Here is a 26,818-nt window from a genome sequence, read left to right as displayed (position 1 = left end):
TATTGTTCAAAGAGAATTTAAAAAATGTTGAAATTATATATTAATGCTAATTAAGAGGGTAATGTTCCATAATGAGTGATGAGCCTGCTCCGCAAAGAGTTTCGTGAAAAATGTTACTATGAAAAGCTCCGCAAATGTCTCCCGACTTTGCGGAAAGTGAATGAATAGAATACAAAACAAAATTTGAAACTCACCTTCGTAAAGTCTTCATAAAAAATTCACTTTAAGCACCTTTTTCCCTACCTTTGCACCCAATGAAAAAGAAATTAGCCATACTAAACCTGTATTTAATGTCGGCAGTGTTGTTCACAATACTGTTTCAGTCGTTGCATACCTACAGGCATTTGGTGGCTGATTATTTTGATGAAACCGAAGTCTGTCATCATTCGCACGATGGTTTTTCGCACCAACATTCGGAAGACAATTGTTCCGTTTGTGATTTTCATTTTTGGTTTTATCTACAACCCAATGCATTAACGTATCGATTTGATTTCCAAATCAAACCTGTTCCGTATTTGTATAAGGAACAAGCACAAATTTCTTCTTTTTCAGGTTCACTTTTTTCGCATCGCGGACCACCACAATCGGTTTAAAATCTCAGAAACAAAAAATAGTCATTTGCTACAAAATAGTAATGACTCAATGTGTTTTATATTTTGAACCAGAAAAATGCGATACTTTATTATCCTTTTCTTCTTGTTATGGTTTGGATTTTCGAGCTATGGTCAATTCACGCTAAGTGGAAAAATCACCAATGAAAAAAACCAACCGCTAACCGGAAGTCACATTCATACCAAGTACCTGAATACCGCCAGTAATCCAATTGGCGAATTCGAAATCAACGGTTTGCCCAAAGGTGAATTGCGGGTGTATATTTCCTATTTGGGATATAAAACCTGTGATACCTTAGTAGATATTACCGAAGATGTGGTGCTGAATGTGAAGTTGAAACCTTCCGAAACCACTTTGGAAGAAATTACGGTGAAGCAAAAAGTTACGCAAGTAAGCAACAGTTTAGCTGAACAGCAAATTTCTAAAGAATCGATGGAGCGAAACAGTTCCAAAACCTTGGCAGAAGCATTGAAAGAAGTCTCCGGTGTTTCCCTTTTAAGAACCGGAACGAGTATTGTAAAACCGGTTATTAACGGTTTGCACAGCAGTCGAGTTCCTATTTTTTCCAATCAAGTTCGGCTGGAAGATCAACAATGGGGAACCGAGCACGCTCCGAATTTTGATTTGAATTCCGCCGGAAAAATTTCGGTTATCAAAGGTGCTTCGGGTCTCCAATACAGCGGCGATGCTGTGGGCGGAATGGTTGTCATCGAATCAACTAACGTCAAGCAAGATACTTTATTTGGAAAAACAATGATCAGCGGTTCATCCAACGGTCGTGGCGGAACGATAAGTTCGAGCATTCACAAAGGAAATCCGGAAGGTTGGCGATGGAATGCGTTGGGAACGTTCACTTATTTTGGTGATCGAGAAGCTCCTGATTACATTTTATCCAATTCCGGAAATCGTGAACTGAATTTTTCGGGCGATGTTTCGTATGTGAAAGAAACCTATGAACTATCTGCTTTTTATAGTTTATACAATGCCACGATTGGTATTTTAAGTGCTTCGCATATTGGAAATGTGACGGATTTATACAATTCCATCAACAACCAAATTCCGTCTGTGATTAACGATTTTACGTATTCAATTCAACATCCAAAACAAGCCATTCAACATCATTTGGTGAAACTGAATTATTTGCAAAAGTTGGATGAAAGCAGTTCGATTTCCACTTTTTATTCGCTTCAATTTAATAAACGAAATGAGTTTGATTTGCGAAGAGATAATGAGAACAAAGCGGCTTTGGATTTGGAATTGACAACTCACTCACTTCAATCGGATTATAAAAAAGAGTGGAATCAATTTAGTTTGAAAACGGGAATTAGCGGGTTATTTCAAAACAATTTTGCCGATCCAAGAACCGGTGTCAGACCTTTAATTCCAACATATGTTCGTTTTGATGCCGGTTTGTATGGCGTTGGAACGTATGAAATCAAAGAAGATTTAGTTGTAGATGGTGGAGTTCGTTATGATTTTTCAACCATTGAAGCAACAAAATACTATTTGAAATCTCGTTGGATAGAACGCGGTTATCAAGCTGATTTTGGTAATATTATTGTGGGCGAAACTTCCGATCAATGGTTAACTAAGCCGCAATTTACATTTCACAACATTTCGGCGAGTTTGGGAATTCGGAAAGATTTTCAGTCGGAATGGAAATGGTTAAACAACATCAGTTTATCCAACAGAAATCCGAATCCTTCTGAATTTTTTTCCAATGGTTTGCATCATTCTACCGGACAAATTGAGTTGGGCGATTTACGTTTGAAAAAAGAAGAATCGATTAAATTTTCCTCTTCCTTATCAAAAAAATGGAATTCGTTTTCGATGGAAATCAATCCGTATTTTCATCATATTACCAACTTTATGTATCTTCGTCCTATTGGGTTTGAAACCACGATTCGAGGAGCTTTCCCCGTATGGGAATTTCAACAAACCAATGCTCGATTACTCGGGATTGATTTTCATTCGCAATGGAATATTTCATCCAATTGGCAACATAAATTTTCATTTGCTTATGTAAACGGTGAGGATTTAATTAAAAATCAACCTTTGATTGATATGCCACCGATGAACATTTCAACTTCCATACAATACAAAAAACCGGAGTGGAATGGATTGGTTTTAGAACTTCAATCGGAATCTGTTTTCCGTCAACATCGTTATCCCAACTTCAATTTTGAAACAGAGATTATCGTTGATGGCGAATTTGTTCCGGTTTTGGTTGATATCAGCACGCCGCCAAAAGCCTATCAATTGTTTCATTTTTATTCGGAAATGAAATTTAAAACGTTCAAAAAATTGGATACAACAATTGCTTTTTCAGTTCAAAATATTTTAAACATAAACTACCGTGACTACTTAAATCGTCAACGTTTTTTTGTTGATGAAATGGGTAGAAACATTCAATTACAATTAAAATTTAATTATTAAAAAACACAAAAATGAAAAATTTAAAAATGATGGCATTGGCCTTAACAACAATCTTCACATTAAATTCTTGCAGCAACGATGATTCTCCGGTTGTTGAAGAAGAATTAATCACAACATTAACCGCAACATTTGTGGGTGGCGGACAAACTATTACTTTAACTTCCAGAGATTTAGATGGCGATGGACCAAATGCTCCGGTAATTACCGTTAGTGGGAATTTTGCAGCAGAAACAACGTATTCCGGCTCTGTTCAATTTTTGAATGAATTGGAAAACCCAGCCGAAAATATCACTGAAGAAATCGAAGAGAAAGATTTGGAACACCAAGTTTTTTATCAAATTTCAAACAGTTTAGGAAACTTTACCTATTCCGATTTTGATACTGACGGAAATCCACTTGGTTTAGAATTTACCTTTACAACAGGAGCAAATCCGGGAACAGGAACAATCACAATTACACTAAGACATTTACCAAATAAAAATGCAGCAGGTGTTTCAGAAGGCAACATTACCAATGCCGGTGGTTCAACCGATGTTGAAGTTAGTTTTCCTGTAGTTGTTATTTAAAAAATATTTAAAAATTATCCTTTTAAACCAAACCTTACAAATGCTAAGGTTTGGTTTTTTTATTTCATTTTGTGAATTTTATAAATTATTTTTATTAATTTAGTTATTTTAATACTCTTTTTCAACTAAAAATCAATATTCTATGAATTCACAATTTACCAAACTGATGAGAATTCTTCTAGGGGCAATTCTAGTTGTATTCGGACTAAACAAATTTTTAAACTTTATTCCTTCTCCAGAATTACCTGAAAATGCAGCCAATTTTATTAATTCGTTAGCTTCAACCGGTTACGTTCTACAAGTAGTTGGTGTAATTGAAGTATTGATTGGACTTTTATTGCTCCTCAATAAATGGGTTGCTTTTGCTCTCGTTGTTTTAGTTCCGATTTCGGTGAATATTTTGTTATTTCATTTGTTTTTAGACATTCCGGGAATTAGCGGAGCACTTTTAGTAACCGTATTAAATGGTATTTTGATGTATAAGCTTTGGCCAAAATACAGACCTCTATTTAACTAAAATTAACATTTGAGTTGATTATATTTGTCAATATCAATCAATTTTCAAATGAAAAAATCTATTTCAGCATTTGCAATTGTTTGTGTAGTTAGTATGAATGCACAAACAAATTCTCCTATTAAATATCCCGAAACAAAAAAAGGTGACGTAAAAGATACTTATTTTGATTCAGAAGTAAATGATCCTTACCGATGGTTGGAAGACGACCGTTCGAAAGAAACTGAGGCGTGGGTAAAAACGCAAAATGAAGTTACGTTTAACTACTTAAAGAACATTCCCTATCGTGCTCAAATCAAAGAACGATTAGAGAAATTATGGAACTACGAACGTATTTCTGCACCTTTTAAAGAAGGTGATTATACGTATTTCTACAAAAATAACGGTTTGCAAAATCAATCCGTTTTGTATCGAAAAGACAAAGCCGGAAAAGAAGAAGTTTTTTTAGATCCAAATACGTTTGCAGCTGATGGAACGACTTCGTTAGCAAATTTAGAATTTACAAAAGATGGTTCGCTAGTTGCGTATTCCACTTCTGAAGCCGGTAGTGATTGGAACAAAATCATCATTATGGATGCGGTTTCAAAGAAAGTGTTGGAACAACCAATTATTGATGTAAAGTTCAGCGGAATTTCTTGGATGGGAAATGATGGATTCTTTTATTCCAGTTATGATAAACCGGAAGGAAGTGAATTGTCTGCCAAAACCGATCAACATAAATTATATTACCACAAATTAGGAACTTCTCAAAAAGAAGACAAGGTGGTTTTTGGCTTAAACGAAAAGAGAAGATATGTGGGTGGTGGTGTGACCGAAGATCAGCAATATTTAATTGTAACGGCTGCAAATTCTACAACCGGAAATGAATTATATATCAAAAATCTAAGCAATCCAAACAGTAAATTAGAAACGATTGTTGACAATTTCAATAGTAATAATTATGTGATTGACAATGTAGGTTCAAAGTTATACATCGTGACGAATTTGAATGCTCCTAACCAAAAAATGGTTACAGTAGATGCTAAAAATGCAAAACCGGAAAACTGGAAAGATTTTATTCCGCAATCGGATTATGTTTTATCTCCTTCAACCGGAGGCGGATATATTTTTGCAAATTATATGAAAGATGCGATTTCACAAGTAATTCAATATGATTATGAAGGAAAAGCAATTCGCGAAATCAAATTGCCCGGAGTTGGTTCAGCCGGAGGTTTTGGTGGAAAAAAGACAGCGAAAGAATTGTATTTTTCTTTTTCAAATTACATCACACCCGGAACAATTTATTCGTATGATCCAAAAGCTGGAACGTCAAAAGAATATCAAAAACCTAAAGTAGATTTCAATTCTGCCGATTACGAAAGCAAACAAGTATTTTATACTTCCAAAGACGGAACAAAAATCCCAATGATTATCACCCACAAAAAAGGATTGAAATTGGATGGTAAAAACCCAACTGTTTTATATGGTTATGGTGGTTTTAATGTGAGTTTAACACCAAGTTTTAGTGTTGCCAATGCCGTTTGGATGGAAAATGGCGGTGTGTATGCGGTAGCCAATTTACGTGGCGGTGGAGAATATGGAAAAAAATGGCACGATGCCGGAACGCAATTAAACAAGCAAAATGTATTTGATGATTTTATTGCTGCAGGGGAATATTTGATTGCTCAAAAATATACTTCGTCAGATTATTTAGCATTACGCGGAGGTTCAAATGGCGGATTATTAGTTGGTGCCGTAATTACACAACGTCCGGATTTGGCAAAAGTAGCATTACCAGCCGTAGGGGTTTTAGATATGTTACGTTACCACACCTTTACAGCCGGAGCAGGTTGGGCTTACGATTATGGAACAGCCAATGACAACAAAGAAATGTTTGATTATTTAAAAAACTATTCGCCTGTTCACAACGTGAAAAAAGGAACAAAATATCCTGCAACTTTAGTCACAACCGGAGATCACGACGATCGTGTTGTACCTGCTCACAGTTTTAAGTTTGCTGCCGAGTTGCAAGACAAACAAGCAGGAGAAAATCCTGTTTTGATTAGAATTGATGTAAATGCCGGACACGGAGCCGGAAAACCTATTTCAAAAACTATTGAAGAAGTAGCCGATATTCAAGCGTTTACTTTGTATAATATGGGGATTAAGAAAATCTAAAAGTAAATTTAGAAAATAAAAAACCGCTAATTCGCAAAATATAATCTTCGAATTAGCGGTTTACTTTTTATAGAAAATTAATACTCAATCTTCCCCAAATAACTCATCTGCCGCACAATATGATTCTTTCTCCGGTTAATATAGTTAGACGAATTAGTTGCTTTAAATTTTCTCGGATTAGGTAAGATTGCCGCAATTCCCGCTGCTTCTCGTGGAGTCAAATTCTTAGCATCTTTTCGATACCAAACGCGTGACGCCTCTTGTGCTCCATAAACACCGTTACCCATTTCGATGCTATTCAAATAAACTTCCATAATTCGTTCTTTCCCCCAAATGAGTTCGATTAAAACAGTGAAATAGGCTTCCAAGCCTTTACGCAAATAACTTCGTCCGGACCATAGAAAAACATTTTTGGCAGTTTGTTGCGAAATGGTGCTTCCACCACGTAATTTTTTGCCTTTTTTATTGGCTTCCATTGCTTTTTCAATCGCTTTAAAATCAAAGCCGTTGTGGGTTAAAAAATTTCCGTCTTCACTGGCAATCACGGCTTTTTGAAGATTGAGCGAAATTTCCTCAATCGGCACCCAATCGTGGCTGCAAATCATTTCTTTACCTTCCTTTTTTTGTTCGATGGCTCTAATTCCCATCAAAGGAGTAAAAGGTACAGGAACAAATTTGAACAGAATAACTAAGAATATAGAAATTCCAAAAAACCACAACATTGCTTTCCAAAGGAAACGGAATATTTTTTTATCATAAATTAATCAATTAAATCTGCTAATTCTTTTCCAACCAAACTACCAATCGCCACGCCCATTCCGCCTAAGCGAACACCACAAAAAACATTTTCACTAAGTTGTTTTACCACTGGGTTTTTATGATTTCCAACGCCCATAATTCCGCTCCAGCGATGTTCAATTTCAAAAGATTGATTGGGCAAAATTACTTCTTTTAGCAATTGCTCCAACTTGTTTTGAATAATTTCTGTTTGACCTAATTCCGTAGTGGTTTCGCCTTCAAAATCTAAATTTCTTCCGCCACCTAACAATATTCTGTCTTCAAAATTTCTGAAATAATAATAACCTTTATCCAAATGAAATGTTCCTTTGATGTCTAAATTCGGAATAGGTTTCGTTATCAAAACTTGTGCTCTCGCAGGTTTTACTTCGCCATTAGTTAATTCATTGGCAAATCCATTGGTAGCAAAAAATAATTTTTTAGTTTGAAAGGAAAAATCGTCTAAAACAACTTCTACTTTACTATTTTTTTCAACATAGGAAGTAACCGTTTGTTGATTTAGAATTAAAATATTCTGATTCGTAGCCATTTTCAAAAGCTGCTGCATCATATTTCCGGTATCAATCTGAGCTTCATACGGATTAAAAAGCACATATTCCTGAATTCCCTGAAAAGCAAATCGATCAATTTCTTTCGAAAAAACCTCATTTTTAAACAACGGTTTCAAAAGTTCATTGATAAACGGAAGCTTTTGCAAACATTCTTCATACGTAGATTCATCTTCCTTCAAAAACAATTCATATCCGCCATAAGGTTTTAAATCTAACACTTCATCACCAACTCGTTTACGAAGTAATTGCAATCCTTCCCATCTTTTTTGAACCAATTGCAACACTTCTTCTTCCGTGTGCGAATTCAAATCGTCTAAAATCTCGGAAACCGATCCAAAACACGCAAATCCTGCATTTTTCGTGCTTGCTCCTTGCGGAAGAACACCTTTTTCGAGCACTAAAATTTTTGCAGAAGGAAATTTTTCACGCAATACAAGAGCACAATGCAACCCAACAATTCCACTACCCACAATAGTAAAATCTAGATTTGTAAACCAATTTTTAAGTTCCCAAAAGCTAAGTTGCATCTTTTTGAAAAATTTTCATAAATGTACTTTTTATTTTAATGATAGAAAATATTTTCCTGAAAAGACTTATTTATTTCGGTTTAATGATTTTAAAAGCTTTATTTTTTAACATTTGAATTGTCAAAATAATACTATAATAATCACAAATTTTACAAATTGTTAATAAATTAGCACAATCATCCATTAACGGCATAAAAATAATTTTACATTTGGATCGATATTAACTAATCAACCAAAAATTTATGAAGCTCAAATTACTCACCATTGCACTCTTTGCAAGTGTATGCTTTTCCAATGCTCAGGAGAAAAGCAATTTCTGGAAAGCTTCTGCTTTAAAAAGTAATACCACACTTTTAGAAAGCAAAAGGCAAATTCCACAAAACAATATTTTTGAATTAGATGTCGAAGGAATTAAAACCGTTCTTACATCTGCACCAAATCGATTTAAACAAAGTAATGGTGGAAAAATTATTTCATTTCCAAATGAAAATGGCGAGATGGAAAAATTTTCAGTATATGAAAACTCCATCATGGCTCCTGAATTGGCCGCAAATTACCCTGGAATTAAATCGTACATTGGAATTGGTATCGATAATCCAACATCAACGGTTTATTTCAGTCTTTCTCCGCTAGGCTTTCAATCGATGTTGTTGAGAGCAGGAAAATCGGCTGTTTTTATCGAACCATTAACAGAAGATTTAAGCACGTATTCGGTTTATAAAAAGGCAGACAAAGTAAAAAACTTTTCGCCATTTGAATGTTCTGTTATAAATCAAGTTCAAAATGAGGTTGATCCATCTTTATTGAGACCAAATGCTGATGACAGCACATTGCGAACGTTTCGGTTAGCCGTTTCAGCAACCGGGGAATATACCGCTTACTTTGGCGGTACAAAAGCACAAGCTTTGGCAGCTATCAACGCAACAATGACTCGTGTGAATGGTGTTTTTGAAAAAGATTTTGCCATCCGAATGGTGCTTATTGCTAATACTGATTTAGTAATCTATACCAATGCCTCCACCGATCCTTATACAACAAGTTACAACAGTCAAGTGCAAAGTACATTAACTTCAGTAATTGGTGAAGCAAACTATGATGTAGGTCATTTATTCGTAAGAGCTTCTAACAACGGAAATGCAGGTTGTATTGGGTGCGTATGCGTAAATGGCTCCAAAGGAAGTGCTTTTACTTCCAGTACAATTCCAACAGGTGATACTTTTGACATTGATTATGTGGCTCATGAAATAGGTCATCAATTTGGTGCAAATCACACATTTTCGTTTAATAATGAAGGAACCGGTGCAAATATGGAGCCGGGTTCAGGCTCAACTATTATGGGTTATGCCGGTATTACTCCTCAAGATGTTCAACCCAATTCTGATGCCTATTTTCACGCTTTTAGTATTCAACAAGTAACGAATAATGTGAAAAACAAAACGTGTCAAACCAATACGGCTACCGGGAATGCAGTTCCTACTGCTAATGCAGGATTAGATTACACTATTCCAAAAAGCACTCCATTTATGTTAACCGGAGCAGGAACTGATGCAAACGGAGATGTGTTAACTTTTAACTGGGAACAATTTGACAATGCTGCTTCAAACGCAACCGGAGCAAATTCAGCAGCAAGTGCTACACGAACTTCTGGACCTACTTTCCGTTCGTACTCTCCTTCAACTTCACCTATAAGATATTTTCCTAATATGTCGAGAGTATTAGCTGGTGCAACTACAACAGCCGGAACAGAAATTACAGTAGAAGCATTACCATCGGTGGCAAGAACTATGAATTTCAGATTAACGGTTCGCGACAACAGAGCAGGCGGTTCTGCCAACAATAGTGATGATATGGTTGTAACTGTTAACGGAACCGCAGGACCATTTACTGTAACTGCACCAAACACTGCCGTTTCATACGCAGGAGGAAGTACGCAAACAATTACATGGAACGTTGCAGGAACAACTGCAAATGGTGTAAACTGTGCAAACGTTGATATTTTGATATCTACTAATGGCGGTTCAACTTGGTCAACTCTTTTGGCTTCAACACCAAATGATGGCTCACAAGCAGTAACGATTCCAAACACACCCGGAAATCAAAACCGCATTATGGTGAAAGGAACAAATCATATTTTCTTTGATGTTTCGAATGCTAACTTCACCATTACTGCAGGTTCTTCTGATACAGTTGCTCCAACAGCTCCAACATTGGTAGCTTCTGGAACTACTTCAACTTCCACCAACTTATCTTGGTCCGGTGCTACAGACAATGTTGCAGTAACCGGATATGATGTGTATCAAGGTGGCGTTTTAATAGGGTCAACTACTACTGCCACAACATTTGCAGCTACCGGATTGACTCCTTCAACTTCTTATACATTTAATGTAAGAGCGAAAGATGCCGCAGGAAATGTTTCTGTAAATAGTAATACTGTAAACGTAACAACGCTGGCAGGAGGTATAACGTATTGTACATCTCAAGGAAATAGTGTTGCCGACGAATACATAGGTAGAGTACAAATTGGAACAATAAATAATGTTTCCGGTGGAGTTTCAGGATATGTTGATTATACATCGATTTCAACAAATTTAACGAAAGGGGCAAGTGCTACAATTACGATCACGCCAACTTGGACGGGTTCAACTTACAGCGAAGGATATGCCGTATTTATTGATTACAATCAAAATGGAGTATTTACAGATGCCGGTGAAACAGTTTGGAGTTTAGCTCCTACATCAGCAACGCCGGTTAGCGGAACTTTTACCGTTCCAACAACTGCTGTTACAGGTGCAACAAGAATGAGAGTTTCTATGAAATACAATGGAATTCCGACGGCTTGTGAAACGTTTCCGTATGGTCAAGTTGAAGATTATACAGTAAATTTAATCGCAGGTACATCTGATACAACACCTCCAACAGCTCCTACGTTAACAGCTTCAGGAACTACTCAAACTTCCACCAATTTAGCTTGGTCCGGTGCAACCGATAATGTTGGTGTCACAGGTTATGATGTGTATAGAAACGGAACTTTCTTAGCTTCAACAACCACAACTACTTATGCTGCAACAGGTTTAACAGCTTCAACAGCTTATACCTTTTATGTTAGATCAAAAGATGCTGCCGGAAATGTTTCAGGAAATAGCAATACCGTAAACGTAACTACGTTAGCAAACACAGTTACCTATTGTGCTTCACAAGGGAACAGCACTGCTGATGAATACATTAATAGAGTACAGTTAGGAACTATTAATAATTTATCAGGGAACAATAGTGGTTATGGAAACTTTACTAATTTATCTACTAATTTAGTAAGAGGAACAAGTAACACGATTACAATCACTCCAGCTTGGACAAGCACAGTTTATCGTGAAGGTTACCGTGTTTGGATAGATTGGAATAGAGACGGAGATTTCCTGGACAGTGGAGAGCAAGTGGTTAATGTTACCCGTACAAATGCTACACCGATCGCACGAAGTTTTACCGTTCCGAATACAGCTTTGCTTGGTCAAACACGTATGCGTGTATCGATGAAATACAATGCTTCGCCGACTGCTTGCGAAGCAATTCCGTATGGTGAAGTAGAAGATTACACCGTTAATATCGTTTCTTCAGGAAGAGAGGGAGAAATGGAAATTGAATCGGTTTCTAAAACTTCAATCACACTCTATCCAAATCCGGTAAAAGATGGTTTAGTATATATTTCTAGTGAAACAAATTTCACATCCTACCGAATCATCAACCTAATGGGACAAGTGGTGGCAACAGGAAAATTAGATGCGAACAGCATTTCTGTTTCTTCTTTGGCATCCGGAACGTACTTACTTGAAGTGTCAAACAATGAAAATGTGGACACAAAACGATTCATCAAACAATAATTTAAAATACAATTTTTTAGAAGCCATCTCCATCGAGGTGGCTTTTTTTATGGAAAAAAAATCGTTACTTTTAGCCTTTAAATTTTTATCAAATGAAGAAAATAATTTTAATCGTAAGTTGTTTTATGGGATTAACAGCAGCCACTGCTCAACAAGTGTTGACACCGGAAGCATTGTGGAAATTGGGAAGAGTATCACCTTTAGGAATTACCAAAGACGGAAAAAGTATCCTTTTTAAAGTTTCTACGCCTTCGGTAGAAGAAAACAAATCGAATTCCAAAACCTACAGTATTCCAATAAACGGAGGCGTTGCCACAGAAATTACTGAAACCAAAGAACTTTTAAATGATAAAAATCTTTCTCCAGACGGAAAATACCTCCTTTCACATAAAGAAGTAAAAATTGATAAGATAAATGGAAAAGACATTTATCCTGAATTAGACAAATCGGATGTTCAGGTTTACAACGGCTTAAACTACCGCCATTGGGATACGTGGAATGAAGGAAATCATAACCACGTTGGTTTTGCAGAAGTGAATAAAGAAGATTCATTTTTTGATATAATGAAAGACGAGCCGTTTGATTCTCCTCAAAAACCATTCGGTGGCGACGAAGATTATGTTTGGTCAAAAGACGGAAAAAGTATCATTTATGTTTCTAAAAAGAAATCAGGAACGGCTTATGCTACTTCAACAAACACCGATTTATACGAATATAATCTTGAATCAAAAACCACTAAAAATTTAACCGAAAGCAATTTAGGTTACGACACTCATCCCACCATTTCTCCCAACGGCGATTTATCTTGGCTACAAATGAAACGCGATGGTTTTGAAGCCGATAAAAATGACATCATCGTTCGATTTAAAGGAATGGATATCAATTTAACTTCCGGTTGGGATGGAACGGTTGACAGTTTTAAATGGAGTGAAGATGGCAAAAAAATCTACTTCATCGCTCCCGTTGACGGAACCGTCCAATTGTTTGAAGTGAACTTTCCGGGTTTAACCCGAATTGCAATTACAGTTAGACAAATTACTACCGGAGATTTTGATGTGACAGATATCGTTGGTTTTTCAGGAGATAAAGTAATTCTTGGCAGAACCGATATGAATCACGCCAAAGAACTTTTTTCTTATGATTTTAAGAAAAAAACGTGGCTTCAATTGACCAAAGTAAATGATGAAACCTATAGCAAATTAGCCTTACCAAAATTTGAAAAAAGATACGTCACCACAACCGATAACAAGAAAATGTTGGTTTGGGTAATTCTTCCTCCTAACTTCGATAAAACTAAAAAATACCCAACCTTGTTATATTGCCAAGGTGGTCCACAAGGTGCTTTGTCACAATTTTATTCCTTCCGTTGGAATTTCAGTTTGATGGCTTCGCAAGGTTATGTTGTTGTGGCTCCCAACCGTCGCGGAATGCCTGGTCATGGCGTAGAATGGAACGAACAAATCAGTAAAGACTGGGGCGGACAAGTGATGGATGATTACCTTTCAGCCATTGATGATGTAGCCAAAGAAAGCTATGTCGATAAATCACGATTGGGTGCTGTTGGAGCCAGTTACGGCGGTTATTCCGTGTTTTATTTGGCGGGAATGCACAACAAACGCTTCAAAACATTTATCTCTCATTGCGGTGTTTTCAACCTTGAAAGTATGTACGGAACCACCGAAGAAGTTTTCTTCACCAATTGGGACATCGGTGGAGCTTATTGGGAAACCAACAATGCCGCTGCTCAAAAATCATACAACCAATTCAATCCAGTTAAGATGGTGAACAAATGGGACACGCCAATCCTTATCATTCAAGGTGGAAAAGATTACCGTGTGCCAATTGGACAAGGGCAAGAAGCATTTCAAGCCGCTCAATTGCAGGGAATCAAAAGTAGATTTATTCTTTTCCCGGAAGAAAATCACTGGGTGCTCAAACCACAAAACGCTATCATTTGGCAACGTGAATTTTTTGGTTGGCTCAAAGAAACATTATAAAATACAATCCCGAAGAAATTCGGGATTTTTCTTTTTTAACACTTCCTAAAGAAAGAAAACCTTTCGTTATTTTTATCTTTGAGTATGGGACAAAAATCAACTTTCATTCCACTTAAAGTTTTACTCAGTTATTTACTGATTGCCGCCTTAGTCATTTCGGTTGGTTACCTTCTATTTAAAGAAAATAAACTTTTTTCAAACTATGAAAATCAATCGGTGGAAGAAAATCAAAAACTCATCCGTTTAGGCTCTTTAATTTCCAAAATTTATGATGTTGATAATTTAGGAAGAGTTGCCATTCAGACCAATCTGGAAAAAGATTTTGAAGAATACGGAGCACAAAATAAGTTATTAATTACAGCAATCGATTCGTTTGAACAAAAAATAGATAACGAGAAGCAGGTTGTTCTTTTGGATAGTTTAAAACTTATTTTACAACAAAAAGTTTCCAATATTGAAGAATTAAAAAAAATCAATAAAGCCCAAAATTCCTATTTTCCAATTGAGAATGCCTTGAGCGATTTAACCCGAATTGAAGAATCAATGGGGAAAATCACATTGGAAAGTTTAAAAATAGACCCTTCTAAACTATCTGCCTACGAACGTAGAGTGTATCAAGAATATGTAGATTATCTCAATGAGAATGTCCCCAAAGAATCGGAAAACACGTTAACAGACAAACAAATTGATTCCATTCTGGTTTCGTCTAAGAAAATTTTAGAAGAAGTTCGATTAAATAATCAAGCAAAAACGACTTCTCAAAAAAACAAAGAAATAGAATTGCTCCGAAATGATTTATTTATTTCGCAAAAGCTGAATGAAATTTTAGTCGAATTTGAATCGGATGTCATCAAAAGAGCCAATTTAAACAATCTTTCCAGAGAAGAAGCTCAGCAAAAAACCGTTTCCATCTTAACTACGGCTGCAGTAATTGGATTAATAATGACCGGATTATTTTTCCTTTTAATTACAAGTGATTTTCTTAAAAATCAACGGTACAGAAAACAATTAGAAATAGAAAAAAAGAAAACCGAATCGCTTCTTTCCGCAAGAGAACAATTAATTGCGACCGTAAGCCACGATTTAAAAACGCCGCTCAACACTATTCAAGGTTTTAGCGAATTAATTGGTATTGGCGGCGTGACAGAAAAGCAGAATTATTATTTGTCCAACATCAAAAGTTCATCGGTTTACATTAATCAATTGGTGAATGATTTATTGGATTTTTCTAAAATAGAAGCCGGAAAAATACAACTCGAAAACACCGTTTTTGAATTGGATAAATTGATTGTTGAAGTAGCCGAAAGCATTCAATCATTATATCCATCCAAACCCATAACGCTTCAATTTGAATTGAATTCGATTGCCAACTTATCGTTAGAAAGTGATGCTTTGCGAATGCGACAAATTTTGAGCAACCTCATCGGAAATGCCTACAAATTCACCGAAAAAGGCTTCATCAAAATTGCAGCAAATTACAATCAAAAACAACTTACAATTGTCGTTCAGGATAGCGGAATCGGAATTGAAAGCAGTAAACTCAATCTAATTTTTAACGAATTTACCCAAGCCGATAAATCCATCGAAAAGAAATACGGCGGAACCGGTTTAGGGTTAACCATTTGCAAAAAATTAGCCGAAATTTTAAGAGGTGATTTAACTGTAGAAAGTGAAGTAAACAAAGGAAGTACTTTCCGGTTAACTTTGCCTGCCAATATGATAGAAACTAAAAAAGAAGCTCCTTTATTTGATGATAAGCAAGCGAAAGAATTTTCTATTGCTGTTGTAGATGATGATACTTCGCTGTTGCAATTAACCGCAGAATTTTTAAAAATTTATCAGTTCAATGTTCGTACTTTTGATGATCCTGAAGTGCTGATTGCTTCATTGGAAAACGAAAAATTTGATGCCATAATCTCCGATATTCAAATGCCAAAAATGAGTGGTTTTGAATTAATCAATCAAATTCCGAAAGAAATTCCCGTGATTGCTATTACAGGACAAACGCAATTAGACAAGAATGTGTATTATAAAAATGGTTTTTCGGCGATCTTACATAAACCCTATCGTTCTGCAGATTTACTGGCTGCTTTGAGTGATTTGTTGAAAATAAATATTGCAGTGAAACCCGATTTGGCAGAACAAACTGAAATTCCAACCAAAGAATACAACCTCAAAAACCTGAGAATTATGCTAGGTGATGATGCTGTGGCAATCAAAGAAGTTTTAAAAGCATTTATCGAAAATACATCATCCAATTTAGCGATTATTGAAGAAGCTATTTCAAATTCCGATTCAAGAACAGTCGTTTCTATTTCTCACCGAATGATTCCGATGATAAATCAATTGGAAGTCAAAGAAATTGTTCCGCTACTTCAACAGTTGGAGGAATGTAGAAAAACTGAATTATCAATGGATGAAATAAAAACTATTTTTAACGAAGCAAAAGAAAAATCAATACAATTGATTGCCCTACTTCAAAAAGAATCAATCCTCCTCTAATTGATACAATTTCAATTTATTGTAAAGTGTTTTACGATTAATTTCAAGCATTTTTGCGGCTTCCGATTTATTTCCGTTACAAAGTTTAAGAGCTTTGATAATCATTTCTTTCTCGTTTTCTGATTTCGATAAACCACCCATCGATTTTGATTGTTCTTCAAATAAATCAGCCGGAAGAACATCTTTTTCAATCAGATTTCCTTGCGTAAGCAAAGCAGAACGACGAATAATATTCTGCAATTCACGTAAATTTCCCGGCCACGAATACGCCTGAAATATCCGAATCACATCCGGCGAAAAACCCAACACATTTTTATTCAATTGCTCATTGGCTTTGTCCAGAAAAAAGTCGGCATACATCAATAAATCTTGCTTTCGTTCTTCTAAGGTTGGCACTTCAATCGAAAATTCATTCAATCGATGGTACAAATCTTCCCGAAAAGTTCCGTTTTTTACGCCTTCTTTCAGGTCTTCATTTGTGGCAGCGATTACGCGAATATCTACTTCCACTTCAGTGCTACTTCCAATTTTCTTCACTTTTCTTTCCTGCAAAGCACGCAACAATTGAATTTGGTTTTCGTAAGATAAATTTCCAACCTCATCCAAAAACAATGTCCCGCCATTCGCAGACTCAAAGTGACCTATTTTGTCTGTTACTGCTCCGGTAAACGAACCTTTCAAATGTCCAAAAAACTCGCTCGTAGCCAGTTCTTTCGGAATCGCACCACAATCCACCGCAATAAACGGAGCTTTATTTCGATTACTCAATTTATGAACTTCTTTCGCAACCACTTCTTTCCCGGTTCCGCTTTCACCATTTATTAAAACCGATAAATTCGTTGGACTAACCAATTGAATATGCGTCAACAATGTTTTTGAAACCGCACTGATTCCCGAAACAAAATCGCGTTCTTTTTGCACACTTTTGGTTGTATGGGTTGCGGGTGCACCAGTCTTTTTTTCTGCAGGTTTGTTCAATGCATTCGAAAGCACAAGAAGCACTTCTTCCGGCACAAACGGTTTCGAAATATAATCCGAAGCACCTCTTTTCATCGCTTTCACTGCTGTAGTCACGTCGGCATAACCGGTCATCAACACAATCGGAATAGTAGGATTTATCAATTTAAACTCGGCCATCAATTCAATTCCGTCGCTATCCGGAAGGCGAATATCGCACATAATCAAATCAAAATCAGTGTCTTTCACAAGGGTTCTCGCTTCGTTGGCAGAGTAAGCAGTAGAAACGTTATAGTTGTTTTTAGACAGAAAATTGCTCACCATTTTACAAAAGGCGATGTCATCTTCTATCAATAAAATTTTTTTCATTAGTTGAGCTTAGGTTGAAAGCTAATTTAAGCGATTCTGTTTAAAGTTTTCTTAAAATTTATTTAAATATAAAAAAGAGGCTGTTTTACACAACCTCTTTTAGAGTCAACAAATACTTGTTTTGGGGATTATTACTACACTTTTTCTTATTCTACTTTTTTGATAGTATCTTTTGAAATCCAGTTTCCTGTTGCGTCAGCAAAAACTGTTTTGCTCTCACCACCTGCCGTAAGGTCTAATTTATATTCCTTTTTAGAGTTAACATATGCTTTTGCAATTGTTGCTCCGGCATAATCTTTAGCTACAGCATCCTTAACTGCTTGGGGAACTTGATCAACCGAAATTTCTTTGTAGTCCTTGTCAATAGCTACGGTATTAACGATTTCATTTGTGTTGTTGTTTGTTGTAGCAAAAGTTGAAAAAGTAGCTAGAACGAATGCTGTAGTTAAAATTAAATTTTTCATAATAATAGTTTTTTGTGTTGTTTACAATTAAGTATGTCAAAACCATTCCAAAAGAGTCAAAACCGTTTGTCATAATCAATTTAACTACTAAAATAAAGGGTTGGAAAGCATTTGTGCTGAACGTTCAATTTTTCGTAAAGTGGGTAAAAGGTGGGTAATTATGGTTGGATGTGTGTAAAAAGGAAACAGAAATACAATTGCATCATCGAAAAAATTATCTCACAAAGTTTTCGATATTGATTCAAACCGATATTAAACAGGAGTAATTATTTATGTTATTTTAAATATTTTAAATTCTTAATTGAATCTTGTGTTGTTGAAAACAATGACAAATTATTTTGCTTAAGAAATAATTTCCCTTGTTGACCACTATTTAGTCTTGATGCATTTAGTGAATCGCTTCGAATTTGCATAAATAATAACTGAAAAGGTATAAACTGTTTATTCCCTTCATATGGATAAAGATATTGAAAATCGTATTTATTACCATCTTTATAAGTAATCCTTACAGTATGATTGAGACCGCAATACCAAATTTTCTTAGAAGGTTTAAAGTGAAAGCTTTCATCGGTAATAGTTTGGCATTCATTTAAAATGGAATCCATTAAACTCTTTCTAATTGTGGTTTGATAATTATCAATTCGATTTGATAGTTCGTTTTTAGAAAGTACTTGAGCAAACCCGTTAACATCAATAGAAGAGTAAATTTCATAATTTCTTGCCTGATCATAATACGAAAGCACTTCTATCTCTTTTATTTGATTCGAATTGCAACTGACAAGCATAATTAATAACAAACAGACTAGTCGACTCATAGTTAAGGTGTATTATTTAAAGAAACAGTTTTTCATGTTTAAGAAGTTAGTGATTTCAATGATTTTCATCTCAACTTAGGACAAATTTAGATAGGAGTAAATACACAGCCTAAGTTACAAAAAGTTTTCATTCACGTTCAAAACACTGTGGTCCAATTGCTCCACCACCAAATTCAAGAACAATATTTTCTTTATAGAAAATATATTGACAACCATCATTATATTCTTCTTTTTGTTCAGAAGTTAGTATTTCATCAAAAACTTTATAAAAATATTTTCCCATTCCACTTCTAGCATACCCGATTGTTGTTGTCATTCCACTTTCAATAGAAATACAGTTTGCATCTTTAAGAAGTTTTTTTATTTCAGATATAGTTTGACTTGTCCAATTTATTGATAGTAAAACATCTTCAAGTTCTTTCGATTCGGGTTTTAAATTCCAATTTTGTGAAACTACTTCAAATCCATCATTTCTTTCTACTTCATTGCCTTCGCTGTTTTTCTCTTCGTCCTTTTTCTTGTAAATCTTAATTGTAATTTCTTCGTTTGTTGTTAATATTTTACTTTCTGGTTCAAATTCAATTTCAACAATATAATTTTTAGGAACCAACTTTTGATATTCACTTTTTAGAGTTAGAATTTCACTTTTTTTGTTTTCATAATTGGTAATCAATTCTTGTTTACTACTTCTCGGCATAGATATCATAAGAAGTAAAAATTCTTTTTCGTGCTCTTTTCCTTCATTATATACTTTTATATACTCCTCACGCATATGTTCCGGAAGTTTTTGAACAGAAATAGTAAACAACGAGTCTTTGTCAATATTATCTCTAAACTTAACTTCTTGTGCTTTTAAATTTAGTGTTGAATAAAGTAATGCTATAAGTATTGCAATTTGTTTCATAGTATTTCCGATAATGTCACATATTATAAAAGTTGCGATGATTTATTATTCCAAATATAAAAGTACTTTTTGAGTTTTCGGAAAAAATAGAGATAATCCTAGGTCTCGTAATTGGTACAAAGAGCTATTAGTACATGTTGATCTTCATTTCGTTATTCTGTCTCTCGTTTAAAATTCCAATTAATTATAGGGAATTTTCGTTTTTGGTTAACATTCCAAAGTCCGATTTGAAGCCCCTTAAGTTTCTTTGATTTATTGTAAAGTCCGATTTGAAGCCCTTTCATTTCACTAGTGTTGTTGCCAAACATTCCAATTTGAAGTCCCTTAGTTTTGTAACCATTGTTTATAAAACCAACTTGTAAACCGTTCATATAGTATGCGTCATTAAAAAACGCAGCCATTACTCCATTATGTTTTTGTGTAAAGTTCATAAAAAGAGATGTTGAGATTCCATTAACTTGAAAATGTATTTGTCCAATATAACCCGCAGTCAAGCCATTCGTCAAACAGTGACAAACAGAACCTGATGCAGATAAATTTAGTCCGTTTATTCTCTCGGATAATGGTTCTTTCTTTAATTTTATAAATAAACTATCTGTTTTAACAATGGGGCTTCTTGGTATCAAAGGAATTCCTAATCCCACACCGATTAACTCAATTTTAATTCCGTTAGTATTTGTATGTCTCGGCTCACTGTTGAAGGACCATAGTCCAACAGAAATTCCATGAATGTTTATACTGTCCTTATGAAAACTCCAAATTGGAAAATAGTTTTTTTTCTTGTCAACTTGTCCGTATGAACTAATTGTCAAGATGAAAAAAAGCAAGGTCAATATTCTTGTGGTTTGTCTCATTACAATATATGTTAACTTTTTGGTTTTTGCTAAAAGTTTGTTACCGGGTTATTTTTCAAGTCTAAAACTTCTATCACTTCGCAGTCGGCCGAAAACATTGCTCCCTCTCTAAAATTTCCTTTCACTCCAATTTTGATTTTGTCACAATGTAAAGGTCTCATTTCATTGTTTATAATCCACATTCTTGCAGTGCCTTGATTGGGAACTGATTTGTCATTATACAACAATACATTTCCTTCACTGTCTTCAAATTCTGGCCAAATCATATACATTTTGTTTTCTGTCTCTGCAACAAATGAAAAGTCGGAACGAATTCCTTGATATGGCTCTCCAGTTTTTCTGCCCCCATTTTCAGGACTTCTAAACTTATATTTTACTCTGAAGTCTGCTTTATGACCGAAACGCTTTTCGTATGGTTCGTGCATTACTTTGATTTTAGTCTCTTAATTTCAGTGATTAGTTTTGGAATATCTTGTCTAGCGTGTGCAATAAAGTCTTGGTCGACAGTCGTTGCACCTGTCAAATAAATGTCTGCACCTCTTTTGTCGCTCCAAATGTCTTCGCTTTCAGAAATGCCCGTCATTATAAAACTGTCTCCGCTCTCAATCTCACGCCCCTCAACTAGTGATTTCCAAGGCCCAGGTGTTGTCAGTTTACAGCGGTCTTCTATTTCCTTAATTTCGTTGTCTGTCATGTCATCTAATAATTAGGGCTAACTTCTTTATATGCGAAATAAACATCCCACTACAAACCCAAAACAGTTTGTGTCTCCAAAAAGTTTATCCTGTCTTTTCCTAAAACCAAATATATTACATTTTCCTCAACAATCACCAAACCCCTTTCATTTCTACACCACCCTAAAAAAACAAAAGCCCCACTTTTCAGTGAGGCTTTCTATCTATTCCGGATCGTTCATTTTAAAACTCTCCATAAACTTCGTTGTATAATTTCCGGCAACATAATCCGGTTCGTCCATCAATTGTCTGTGAAACGGTATCGTCGTTTTAATTCCTTCAATATAAAACTCATCCAATGCTCGCTTCATTTTGCTGATGGCTTCTTCTCTCGTTTGAGCCGTCGTAATCAACTTTGCAATCATCGAATCATAGTTCGGCGGAATCGTATAACCGGCATACACGTGCGTATCTAAACGAACACCATGTCCACCCGGTGCGTGAAGAACCGTAATCTTCCCCGGTGACGGACGGAAATCATTATAAGGATCTTCCGCATTAATTCTACATTCAATCGAGTGCAATTGCGGCAAATAGTTTTTACCTGAAATTGGCACACCTGCAGCCACTAATATCTGCTCACGAATCAAATCATAATCCACCACTTGTTCAGTAATAGGATGCTCTACTTGAATTCGCGTGTTCATCTCCATAAAGTAGAAGTTACGGTGTTTATCCACCAAAAACTCTACCGTTCCCGCTCCTTCATACTTAATAAATTCAGCCGCTTTTACTGCCGCTTCACCCATCTTGTGGCGTAATTCATCCGTCATAAACGGAGACGGAGTTTCTTCCGTCAATTTTTGATGACGACGTTGCACCGAACAATCTCTTTCTGATAAATGACACGCTTTTCCGTACGCATCACCCACAACTTGTATTTCAATATGGCGAGGTTCTTCAATCAACTTCTCCATATACATTCCATCATTTCCAAATGCCGCCGCAGATTCTTGACGAGCACTTTCCCAAGCTTTCAACAGTTCATCTTTTTTCCAAACGGCACGCATTCCTTTTCCACCACCACCGGCCGTCGCTTTCAACATCACAGGATAACCCATTTCTTTGGCGATTTTTTCGGCTTGTTCGTAGCTTTCCAACAACCCATCCGAACCGGGAACACAAGGAACTCCGGCAGCTTTCATAGTCGCTTTCGCGGATGCTTTATCACCCATTCTATCAATCATTTCAGGCGAAGCACCAATAAATTTGATACCGTGTTCCTGACATATTTTCGAAAATTTTGCATTCTCAGACAAAAATCCGTAACCCGGATGAATTGCATCAGCATTCGTAATTTCAGCCGCCGCAATAATATTTGACATTTTTAAATATGACAGATTACTTGGTGGCGGACCGATACAAACAGCTTCATCAGCAAATTTTACGTGAAGACTTTCAGCGTCGGCAGTAGAATATACCGCAACGGTTTTAATGCCCATTTCTTTACAGGTTCTAATCACACGAAGTGCAATTTCTCCACGATTGGCAATTAATATTTTTTTAAACATCTTTTTTTAATTTAGATTATTAGATAATTGGATTGTTGGATTTTCAGACATTAGACATTTACTAGTCTAATTATCCGAAAATCTAAAAATCTAAAATTAAGATGGATCTACTAAGAATAAAGGTTGGTCAAATTCAACTGGAGACATATCATCCACTAAAATCTTCACGATTTTACCTGAAATTTCAGCTTCAATTTCATTGAATAATTTCATAGCTTCAATCACACAAACCGGATCACCCTTTGAAATTGTTGCACCCACTTCTACAAACGGAGCTTTGTCCGGAGCCGGTTTTCTGTATAATGTTCCAATCATTGGCGATTTTATCACTACATATTTCGAGTTTTCATCAGCTTCTACAGCAACGGGTACAACTGGAGCTGCTTGAACCGGAGCTTGTGGTTGCTGTTGTTGTTGCGGAACCATTTGCATAGGTTGAGCATTTGGATAATTTTGAAAATAAGATGCTTCTGCAGCACCTGCTTCTGTTGTTTTGATGGTGATTTTAAAATCGTCCATTTCTAATTTTACTTCGGTAGCTCCTGATTTGGCCACAAATTTAATTAGGTTTTGAATTTCTTTAATATCCATGATATTTTTAGTTTAGTTTAGTTTTTATTTTTTATCGTATGCCCATTTTAAAAAGATAGAACCCCAAGTAAATCCGCCACCAAAAGCGGCAAAAATAAGGTTGTCTCCTTTTTTGAATTTATGTTCAAAATCGCTTAATAATAAGGGTAATGTTGCCGAAGTAGTATTTCCGTATTTTTCAATGTTGATTAATACTTTGCTGTCATCAACTCCCATTCGGCTTGAGGTGGCATCGATGATTCGTTTATTCGCTTGATGTGCAACTAACCAATCTACATCATCTTGTGTAAGGTTATTGCGTTGCATGATTTTTTCACTCACATCGGCCATTCCGGAAACGGCATATTTAAATACGGTTTTACCATCTTGAAAAACAAAATGTTGTCTGTTTTTCACTGTTTCTTCAGATGGAGGAAGAATAGATCCGCCGGCATCAATTTTTAGAAATTCACGTCCGATTCCATCGCTTCGCAAGAACTCATCTTGAAGACCAAGACCTTCATGGTTAGGCTCAAAAAGAACAGCACCTGCACCATCTCCAAAGATAATGCAGGTTGCACGGTCGGTATAATCTATGATGGAAGACATTTTGTCTGCTCCAATTAAAAGTACTTTTTTATATCTGCCTGATTCAATGTAGGCTGCGGCAGTTGACATTCCGAAAAGAAAACTGGAACAAGCTGCTTGCAAATCATACGCAAAAGCATTAACAGCTCCAATTTGCGTAGCTACATAAACGCCGGTTGAGGCTACGAGCATATCGGGTGTAGCGGTTGCTACGATGACCATATCAATCTCTTCCGGATTGATGTTGCTTTTTTCAATTAAATTTTGGGCAGCTTTGATTGCTAAATAGGAAGTGCCTTTTCCTTCTTCTTTTAATAATCTTCTTTCCTTTATTCCGGTTCTGGATGTAATCCATTCGTCATTTGTATCCACAAGGGTTTCAAGCACTTGGTTAGATAATACAAAGTCTGGAACATAAGCACCCACTGCGGTTATGGCGGCTGTTGTTTTACTCATAGGGTTTGATTGTTTTTCTTTTCCCATAAAGGATAAAAGAGGTGGAAATTACAAAAAAAAATCTAAACTTGATTATTTTGAGATGGCTTATTTATGTTAAAATAGTGGTATAACAAAAAAACTCCCACGAGGTGAGAGTTTATCTATATACGATAAGAAAGTACTAAGCAACAGCTTCAGTTTTGTCGATTACTACTTGTCCACGGTAGTACATTTTACCTTCATGCCAATACGCTCTGTGGTATAAATGTGCCTCACCTGTAATTGGGCAAGTTGCAATTTGAGCTGCAGTTGCTTTATAATGAGTTCTTCTTTTGTCTCTTCTGGTTTTCGAGGTTTTTCTCTTTGGATGTGCCATTTTACTATATTATTTATCCGTTAATAGTTTTTTTAATTGATCCCATCTAGGATCAGTTTCTTCACTTTTTGTTTCTTCTTTCTTCGCTTTGACTGTCAGTTCTTGTAATTTTTCGATTGCTTCGGATTTCAATGTTCCGTCTTTTACACCGGGATGAATTCTTTTTAATGGAATTGAAAGCACAATCATTTCATAAATATACTGTGACACATCCACTTGGTGTTCGCCGTGCGGAAGGATGAGCAATTCTTCATTTTCATTGTTAAAAGCATCACCAAACTGAACTACCACATTAATTTTACCTTTTATTGGCAAATCAAATGGCTCTCCGGTTAAATCACAAGGCACATGAACAGTTCCTTTATGTTTAAAATGTAACTCGAGCATTGTTGATTTTTTATCTAAAACAACATCTACTTTTACATTACAACTTTCAAATTCATCGTATTCGAAGCGATCAAAGAACGTTTTATCTATTTGATAGTCAAATTGATGTTTTCCTAGCTTTAATCCTATAAATGGGATTAAATATTCATTAGATACTTTCATCTCAACAGCAATTTGTCCCAAAAATTCGGTTTGCAAAGATATAAAATTATCGCAAATGCAAGACAGTTATGAACATTTTTTTGTTTAAAACTGTTTTTCCTTTGTTTTCAGGGGTTTTTCAGTAATTTGGTTGTATTCAACTCTGGAATTATAAATGTCGATTGCTAAATAAACCGCTTCTTTGAACGAATTAAAATCGGCTTGATTTTTTCCGGCAATTTCAAATGCGGTTCCGTGATCGGGTGACGTTCTGATTTTGTTTAATCCGGCGGTATAATTTACACCATTTCCAAACGATAATGTTTTAAACGGAATTAACCCTTGGTCGTGGTAACAAGCAATAACGGCATCAAATTTTTCGTGCGATTTATTTCCGAAGAAACTATCCGCAGCATACGGACCAAAAACGAAAGTTCCGGAGTCAAACATTTTTTTGATGGTTGGACGAATAATCTCATCGTCTTCTTTACCAATTACACCATTATCACCACAATGCGGATTTAATCCTAACACAGCGATTTTGGGTTTTCCAATCTTAAAATCTTGGATTAATGTTTTCTTTACAGTTTCAATTTTTTTCTTGATTAATTTTTCGGTCAAATGCTTAGAAACTTCTGTGACCGGAATATGATCGGTTAACAATCCAATTCGCAACGAATCATTTACCATTAACATTAAAGCATCGCCTTCTAATTCCTGGTTTAAATAATCGGTATGACCCGGAAATTTAAAATCTTCTGACTGAATGTTATATTTATTGATTGGTGCCGTAACTAAAACATCAACAACACCTTCTTTTAATGCTTTTGTAGCGGCAACAAACGATTTAACAGCATAACTCCCAACAATATCATTCGCAACACCATATTCCAAATTAAAACTTTCTTTCCAAAGATTAAAAACATTTATTTTGCCGGGGATGATCTGGTCTAAATTGTCAATTCCGTGAAGAGTTGTTGTTGATTCAAAACTTTTTTTAAGAAAAGACAACATTTTAACATTAGCAAAAATAACCGGTGTGCAAAGTTCTAACATTCTGGAATCTTCAAATGTTTTGAGAACGACTTCGCTTCCAATTCCGTTTAAATCTCCGATTGAAATTCCCACAAGAATATTTTCTGCTTTTTTAACCATGACAAGACGTAATTTATTGC

Annotated in this window: 23 protein-coding genes; 8 read left to right on the top strand and 15 right to left on the bottom strand. The window is 35.7% G+C overall.

Going from position 1 to position 26,818, the window contains the following annotated elements; translation table 11 throughout:
- Nucleotides 1-254 precede the first annotated feature (254 nt).
- From M0M57_RS07665 to M0M57_RS07645, 5 genes are all read left to right on the top strand, one after another.
- Nucleotides 255-593, top strand: a complete 339-nt coding sequence (locus M0M57_RS07665; protein ID WP_248436595.1) for a hypothetical protein — start codon at nucleotides 255-257, stop codon at nucleotides 591-593.
- Between the two features lie 76 nt (nucleotides 594-669).
- The gene (locus M0M57_RS07660; protein WP_248436594.1) at nucleotides 670-3,048 is read left to right on the top strand and encodes a TonB-dependent receptor; all 2,379 of its coding nucleotides are present in this window, start codon (nucleotides 670-672) and stop codon (nucleotides 3,046-3,048) included.
- Nucleotides 3,049-3,059: 11 nt separating this feature from the next.
- A complete protein-coding gene (locus M0M57_RS07655) occupies nucleotides 3,060-3,614 on the top strand; it encodes a type 1 periplasmic binding fold superfamily protein (RefSeq protein WP_248436593.1) in 555 nt (184 codons plus the stop codon).
- Between the two features lie 142 nt (nucleotides 3,615-3,756).
- Nucleotides 3,757-4,131 (top strand): DoxX family membrane protein, encoded by a 375-nt coding sequence (locus M0M57_RS07650; RefSeq protein WP_248436592.1) that lies wholly within the window; start codon nucleotides 3,757-3,759, stop codon nucleotides 4,129-4,131.
- A gap of 93 nt (nucleotides 4,132-4,224) precedes the next feature.
- Nucleotides 4,225-6,285 (top strand): prolyl oligopeptidase family serine peptidase, encoded by a 2,061-nt coding sequence (locus tag M0M57_RS07645; RefSeq protein ID WP_248436742.1) that lies wholly within the window; start codon nucleotides 4,225-4,227, stop codon nucleotides 6,283-6,285.
- Between the two features lie 77 nt (nucleotides 6,286-6,362).
- Here the strand turns inward: M0M57_RS07645 and mtgA are convergent, their stop codons facing one another.
- Together mtgA and M0M57_RS07635 are read right to left on the bottom strand one after the other, a co-directional pair.
- Nucleotides 6,363-7,007: a monofunctional biosynthetic peptidoglycan transglycosylase gene (mtgA, locus tag M0M57_RS07640; protein ID WP_248436591.1), complete on the bottom strand. Its 645-nt coding sequence runs from the start codon at nucleotides 7,005-7,007 to the stop codon at nucleotides 6,363-6,365.
- 38 nt (nucleotides 7,008-7,045) lie between these two features.
- Nucleotides 7,046-8,161 (bottom strand): NAD(P)/FAD-dependent oxidoreductase, encoded by a 1,116-nt coding sequence (locus M0M57_RS07635; protein ID WP_248436590.1) that lies wholly within the window; start codon nucleotides 8,159-8,161, stop codon nucleotides 7,046-7,048.
- 242 nt (nucleotides 8,162-8,403) lie between these two features.
- Between M0M57_RS07635 and M0M57_RS07630 the strand changes: the two genes are divergently transcribed.
- From M0M57_RS07630 to M0M57_RS07620, 3 genes are all read left to right on the top strand, one after another.
- Entirely contained in the window at nucleotides 8,404-12,036 is a 3,633-nt protein-coding gene (locus tag M0M57_RS07630) for a reprolysin-like metallopeptidase (RefSeq protein WP_248436589.1), read from the top strand.
- Nucleotides 12,037-12,128: 92 nt separating this feature from the next.
- Nucleotides 12,129-14,033 (top strand): S9 family peptidase, encoded by a 1,905-nt coding sequence (locus M0M57_RS07625; protein ID WP_248436588.1) that lies wholly within the window; start codon nucleotides 12,129-12,131, stop codon nucleotides 14,031-14,033.
- A gap of 84 nt (nucleotides 14,034-14,117) precedes the next feature.
- The gene (locus M0M57_RS07620) at nucleotides 14,118-16,535 is read left to right on the top strand and encodes a hybrid sensor histidine kinase/response regulator (RefSeq protein WP_248436587.1); all 2,418 of its coding nucleotides are present in this window, start codon (nucleotides 14,118-14,120) and stop codon (nucleotides 16,533-16,535) included.
- Here the strand turns inward: M0M57_RS07620 and M0M57_RS07615 are convergent.
- From M0M57_RS07615 to pdxA, 13 genes are all read right to left on the bottom strand, one after another.
- A complete protein-coding gene (locus M0M57_RS07615) occupies nucleotides 16,521-17,861 on the bottom strand; it encodes a sigma-54-dependent transcriptional regulator (RefSeq protein WP_248436586.1) in 1,341 nt (446 codons plus the stop codon). The genes M0M57_RS07620 and M0M57_RS07615 overlap by 15 nt on opposite strands.
- 146 nt (nucleotides 17,862-18,007) lie before the next feature.
- Entirely contained in the window at nucleotides 18,008-18,325 is a 318-nt protein-coding gene (locus tag M0M57_RS07610) for a hypothetical protein (protein ID WP_248436585.1), read from the bottom strand.
- A 275-nt stretch (nucleotides 18,326-18,600) separates the two neighbouring features.
- A complete protein-coding gene (locus tag M0M57_RS07605) occupies nucleotides 18,601-19,140 on the bottom strand; it encodes a hypothetical protein (RefSeq protein WP_248436584.1) in 540 nt (179 codons plus the stop codon).
- 127 nt (nucleotides 19,141-19,267) lie between these two features.
- Entirely contained in the window at nucleotides 19,268-20,044 is a 777-nt protein-coding gene (locus M0M57_RS07600) for a hypothetical protein (RefSeq protein WP_248436583.1), read from the bottom strand.
- Between the two features lie 152 nt (nucleotides 20,045-20,196).
- Nucleotides 20,197-20,898 (bottom strand): LA_2272 family surface repeat-containing protein, encoded by a 702-nt coding sequence (locus tag M0M57_RS07595; RefSeq protein ID WP_248436582.1) that lies wholly within the window; start codon nucleotides 20,896-20,898, stop codon nucleotides 20,197-20,199.
- A 29-nt stretch (nucleotides 20,899-20,927) separates the two neighbouring features.
- On the bottom strand, nucleotides 20,928-21,323 hold the full coding sequence (locus M0M57_RS07590) for a hypothetical protein (protein ID WP_248436581.1): 396 nt from the start codon (nucleotides 21,321-21,323) through the stop codon (nucleotides 20,928-20,930).
- Nucleotides 21,323-21,592, bottom strand: a complete 270-nt coding sequence (locus M0M57_RS07585; RefSeq protein WP_248436580.1) for a hypothetical protein — start codon at nucleotides 21,590-21,592, stop codon at nucleotides 21,323-21,325. Before M0M57_RS07585 ends, M0M57_RS07590 begins: the two co-directional genes overlap by 1 nt.
- 204 nt (nucleotides 21,593-21,796) lie before the next feature.
- A complete protein-coding gene (gene accC / locus M0M57_RS07580; RefSeq protein ID WP_248436579.1) occupies nucleotides 21,797-23,143 on the bottom strand; it encodes an acetyl-CoA carboxylase biotin carboxylase subunit in 1,347 nt (448 codons plus the stop codon).
- A 96-nt stretch (nucleotides 23,144-23,239) separates the two neighbouring features.
- Nucleotides 23,240-23,734 carry an acetyl-CoA carboxylase biotin carboxyl carrier protein gene (gene accB, locus M0M57_RS07575; protein WP_248436578.1) on the bottom strand — a complete coding sequence of 165 codons (495 nt, stop codon included), beginning with the start codon at nucleotides 23,732-23,734 and terminating at the stop codon, nucleotides 23,240-23,242.
- Nucleotides 23,735-23,758: 24 nt separating this feature from the next.
- Nucleotides 23,759-24,757, bottom strand: coding sequence for a beta-ketoacyl-ACP synthase III (locus M0M57_RS07570; protein ID WP_248436577.1), 999 nt, complete (start codon nucleotides 24,755-24,757; stop codon nucleotides 23,759-23,761).
- 163 nt (nucleotides 24,758-24,920) lie between these two features.
- Nucleotides 24,921-25,115, bottom strand: coding sequence for a 50S ribosomal protein L32 (gene rpmF, locus M0M57_RS07565; RefSeq protein WP_026709628.1), 195 nt, complete (start codon nucleotides 25,113-25,115; stop codon nucleotides 24,921-24,923).
- A gap of 9 nt (nucleotides 25,116-25,124) precedes the next feature.
- A complete protein-coding gene (locus M0M57_RS07560; protein ID WP_248436576.1) occupies nucleotides 25,125-25,664 on the bottom strand; it encodes a YceD family protein in 540 nt (179 codons plus the stop codon).
- A gap of 84 nt (nucleotides 25,665-25,748) precedes the next feature.
- Nucleotides 25,749-26,798: a 4-hydroxythreonine-4-phosphate dehydrogenase PdxA gene (gene pdxA / locus M0M57_RS07555; protein WP_248436575.1), complete on the bottom strand. Its 1,050-nt coding sequence runs from the start codon at nucleotides 26,796-26,798 to the stop codon at nucleotides 25,749-25,751.
- Nucleotides 26,799-26,818 lie beyond the last annotated feature (20 nt).

The sequence above is a fragment of the Flavobacterium azooxidireducens genome, assembly GCF_023195775.1.
Classification (GTDB): domain Bacteria; phylum Bacteroidota; class Bacteroidia; order Flavobacteriales; family Flavobacteriaceae; genus Flavobacterium; species Flavobacterium azooxidireducens.
Note: the sequence above shows the minus strand (reverse complement) of the source record. Positions and strands in the feature narration are given on the sequence as shown.

Bases quoted from the DNA above. Each gene is read 5' to 3' on its own strand.
- M0M57_RS07635 (WP_248436590.1), bottom strand. From the start codon at position 8,161: ATGCAACTTAGCTTTTGGGAACTTAAAAATTGGTTTACAAATCTAGAT.
- M0M57_RS07655 (WP_248436593.1), top strand. From the start codon at position 3,060: ATGAAAAATTTAAAAATGATGGCATTGGCCTTAACAACAATCTTCACA.
- M0M57_RS07615 (WP_248436586.1), bottom strand. From the start codon at position 17,861: ATGAAAAAAATTTTATTGATAGAAGATGACATCGCCTTTTGTAAAATG.
- pdxA (WP_248436575.1), bottom strand. From the start codon at position 26,798: ATGGTTAAAAAAGCAGAAAATATTCTTGTGGGAATTTCAATCGGAGAT.
- M0M57_RS07590 (WP_248436581.1), bottom strand. From the start codon at position 21,323: ATGCACGAACCATACGAAAAGCGTTTCGGTCATAAAGCAGACTTCAGA.
- M0M57_RS07630 (WP_248436589.1), top strand. From the start codon at position 8,404: ATGAAGCTCAAATTACTCACCATTGCACTCTTTGCAAGTGTATGCTTT.
- M0M57_RS07650 (WP_248436592.1), top strand. From the start codon at position 3,757: ATGAATTCACAATTTACCAAACTGATGAGAATTCTTCTAGGGGCAATT.
- mtgA (WP_248436591.1), bottom strand. From the start codon at position 7,007: ATGTTGTGGTTTTTTGGAATTTCTATATTCTTAGTTATTCTGTTCAAA.
- M0M57_RS07595 (WP_248436582.1), bottom strand. From the start codon at position 20,898: ATGAGACAAACCACAAGAATATTGACCTTGCTTTTTTTCATCTTGACA.
- M0M57_RS07660 (WP_248436594.1), top strand. From the start codon at position 670: ATGCGATACTTTATTATCCTTTTCTTCTTGTTATGGTTTGGATTTTCG.
- rpmF (WP_026709628.1), bottom strand. From the start codon at position 25,115: ATGGCACATCCAAAGAGAAAAACCTCGAAAACCAGAAGAGACAAAAGA.
- M0M57_RS07610 (WP_248436585.1), bottom strand. From the start codon at position 18,325: ATGAAAAATTTAATTTTAACTACAGCATTCGTTCTAGCTACTTTTTCA.
- M0M57_RS07625 (WP_248436588.1), top strand. From the start codon at position 12,129: ATGAAGAAAATAATTTTAATCGTAAGTTGTTTTATGGGATTAACAGCA.
- M0M57_RS07605 (WP_248436584.1), bottom strand. From the start codon at position 19,140: ATGAGTCGACTAGTCTGTTTGTTATTAATTATGCTTGTCAGTTGCAAT.
- M0M57_RS07620 (WP_248436587.1), top strand. From the start codon at position 14,118: ATGGGACAAAAATCAACTTTCATTCCACTTAAAGTTTTACTCAGTTAT.
- M0M57_RS07600 (WP_248436583.1), bottom strand. From the start codon at position 20,044: ATGAAACAAATTGCAATACTTATAGCATTACTTTATTCAACACTAAAT.
- M0M57_RS07560 (WP_248436576.1), bottom strand. From the start codon at position 25,664: ATGAAAGTATCTAATGAATATTTAATCCCATTTATAGGATTAAAGCTA.
- accC (WP_248436579.1), bottom strand. From the start codon at position 23,143: ATGTTTAAAAAAATATTAATTGCCAATCGTGGAGAAATTGCACTTCGT.
- M0M57_RS07665 (WP_248436595.1), top strand. From the start codon at position 255: ATGAAAAAGAAATTAGCCATACTAAACCTGTATTTAATGTCGGCAGTG.
- accB (WP_248436578.1), bottom strand. From the start codon at position 23,734: ATGGATATTAAAGAAATTCAAAACCTAATTAAATTTGTGGCCAAATCA.
- M0M57_RS07585 (WP_248436580.1), bottom strand. From the start codon at position 21,592: ATGACAGACAACGAAATTAAGGAAATAGAAGACCGCTGTAAACTGACA.
- M0M57_RS07645 (WP_248436742.1), top strand. From the start codon at position 4,225: ATGAATGCACAAACAAATTCTCCTATTAAATATCCCGAAACAAAAAAA.
- M0M57_RS07570 (WP_248436577.1), bottom strand. From the start codon at position 24,757: ATGAGTAAAACAACAGCCGCCATAACCGCAGTGGGTGCTTATGTTCCA.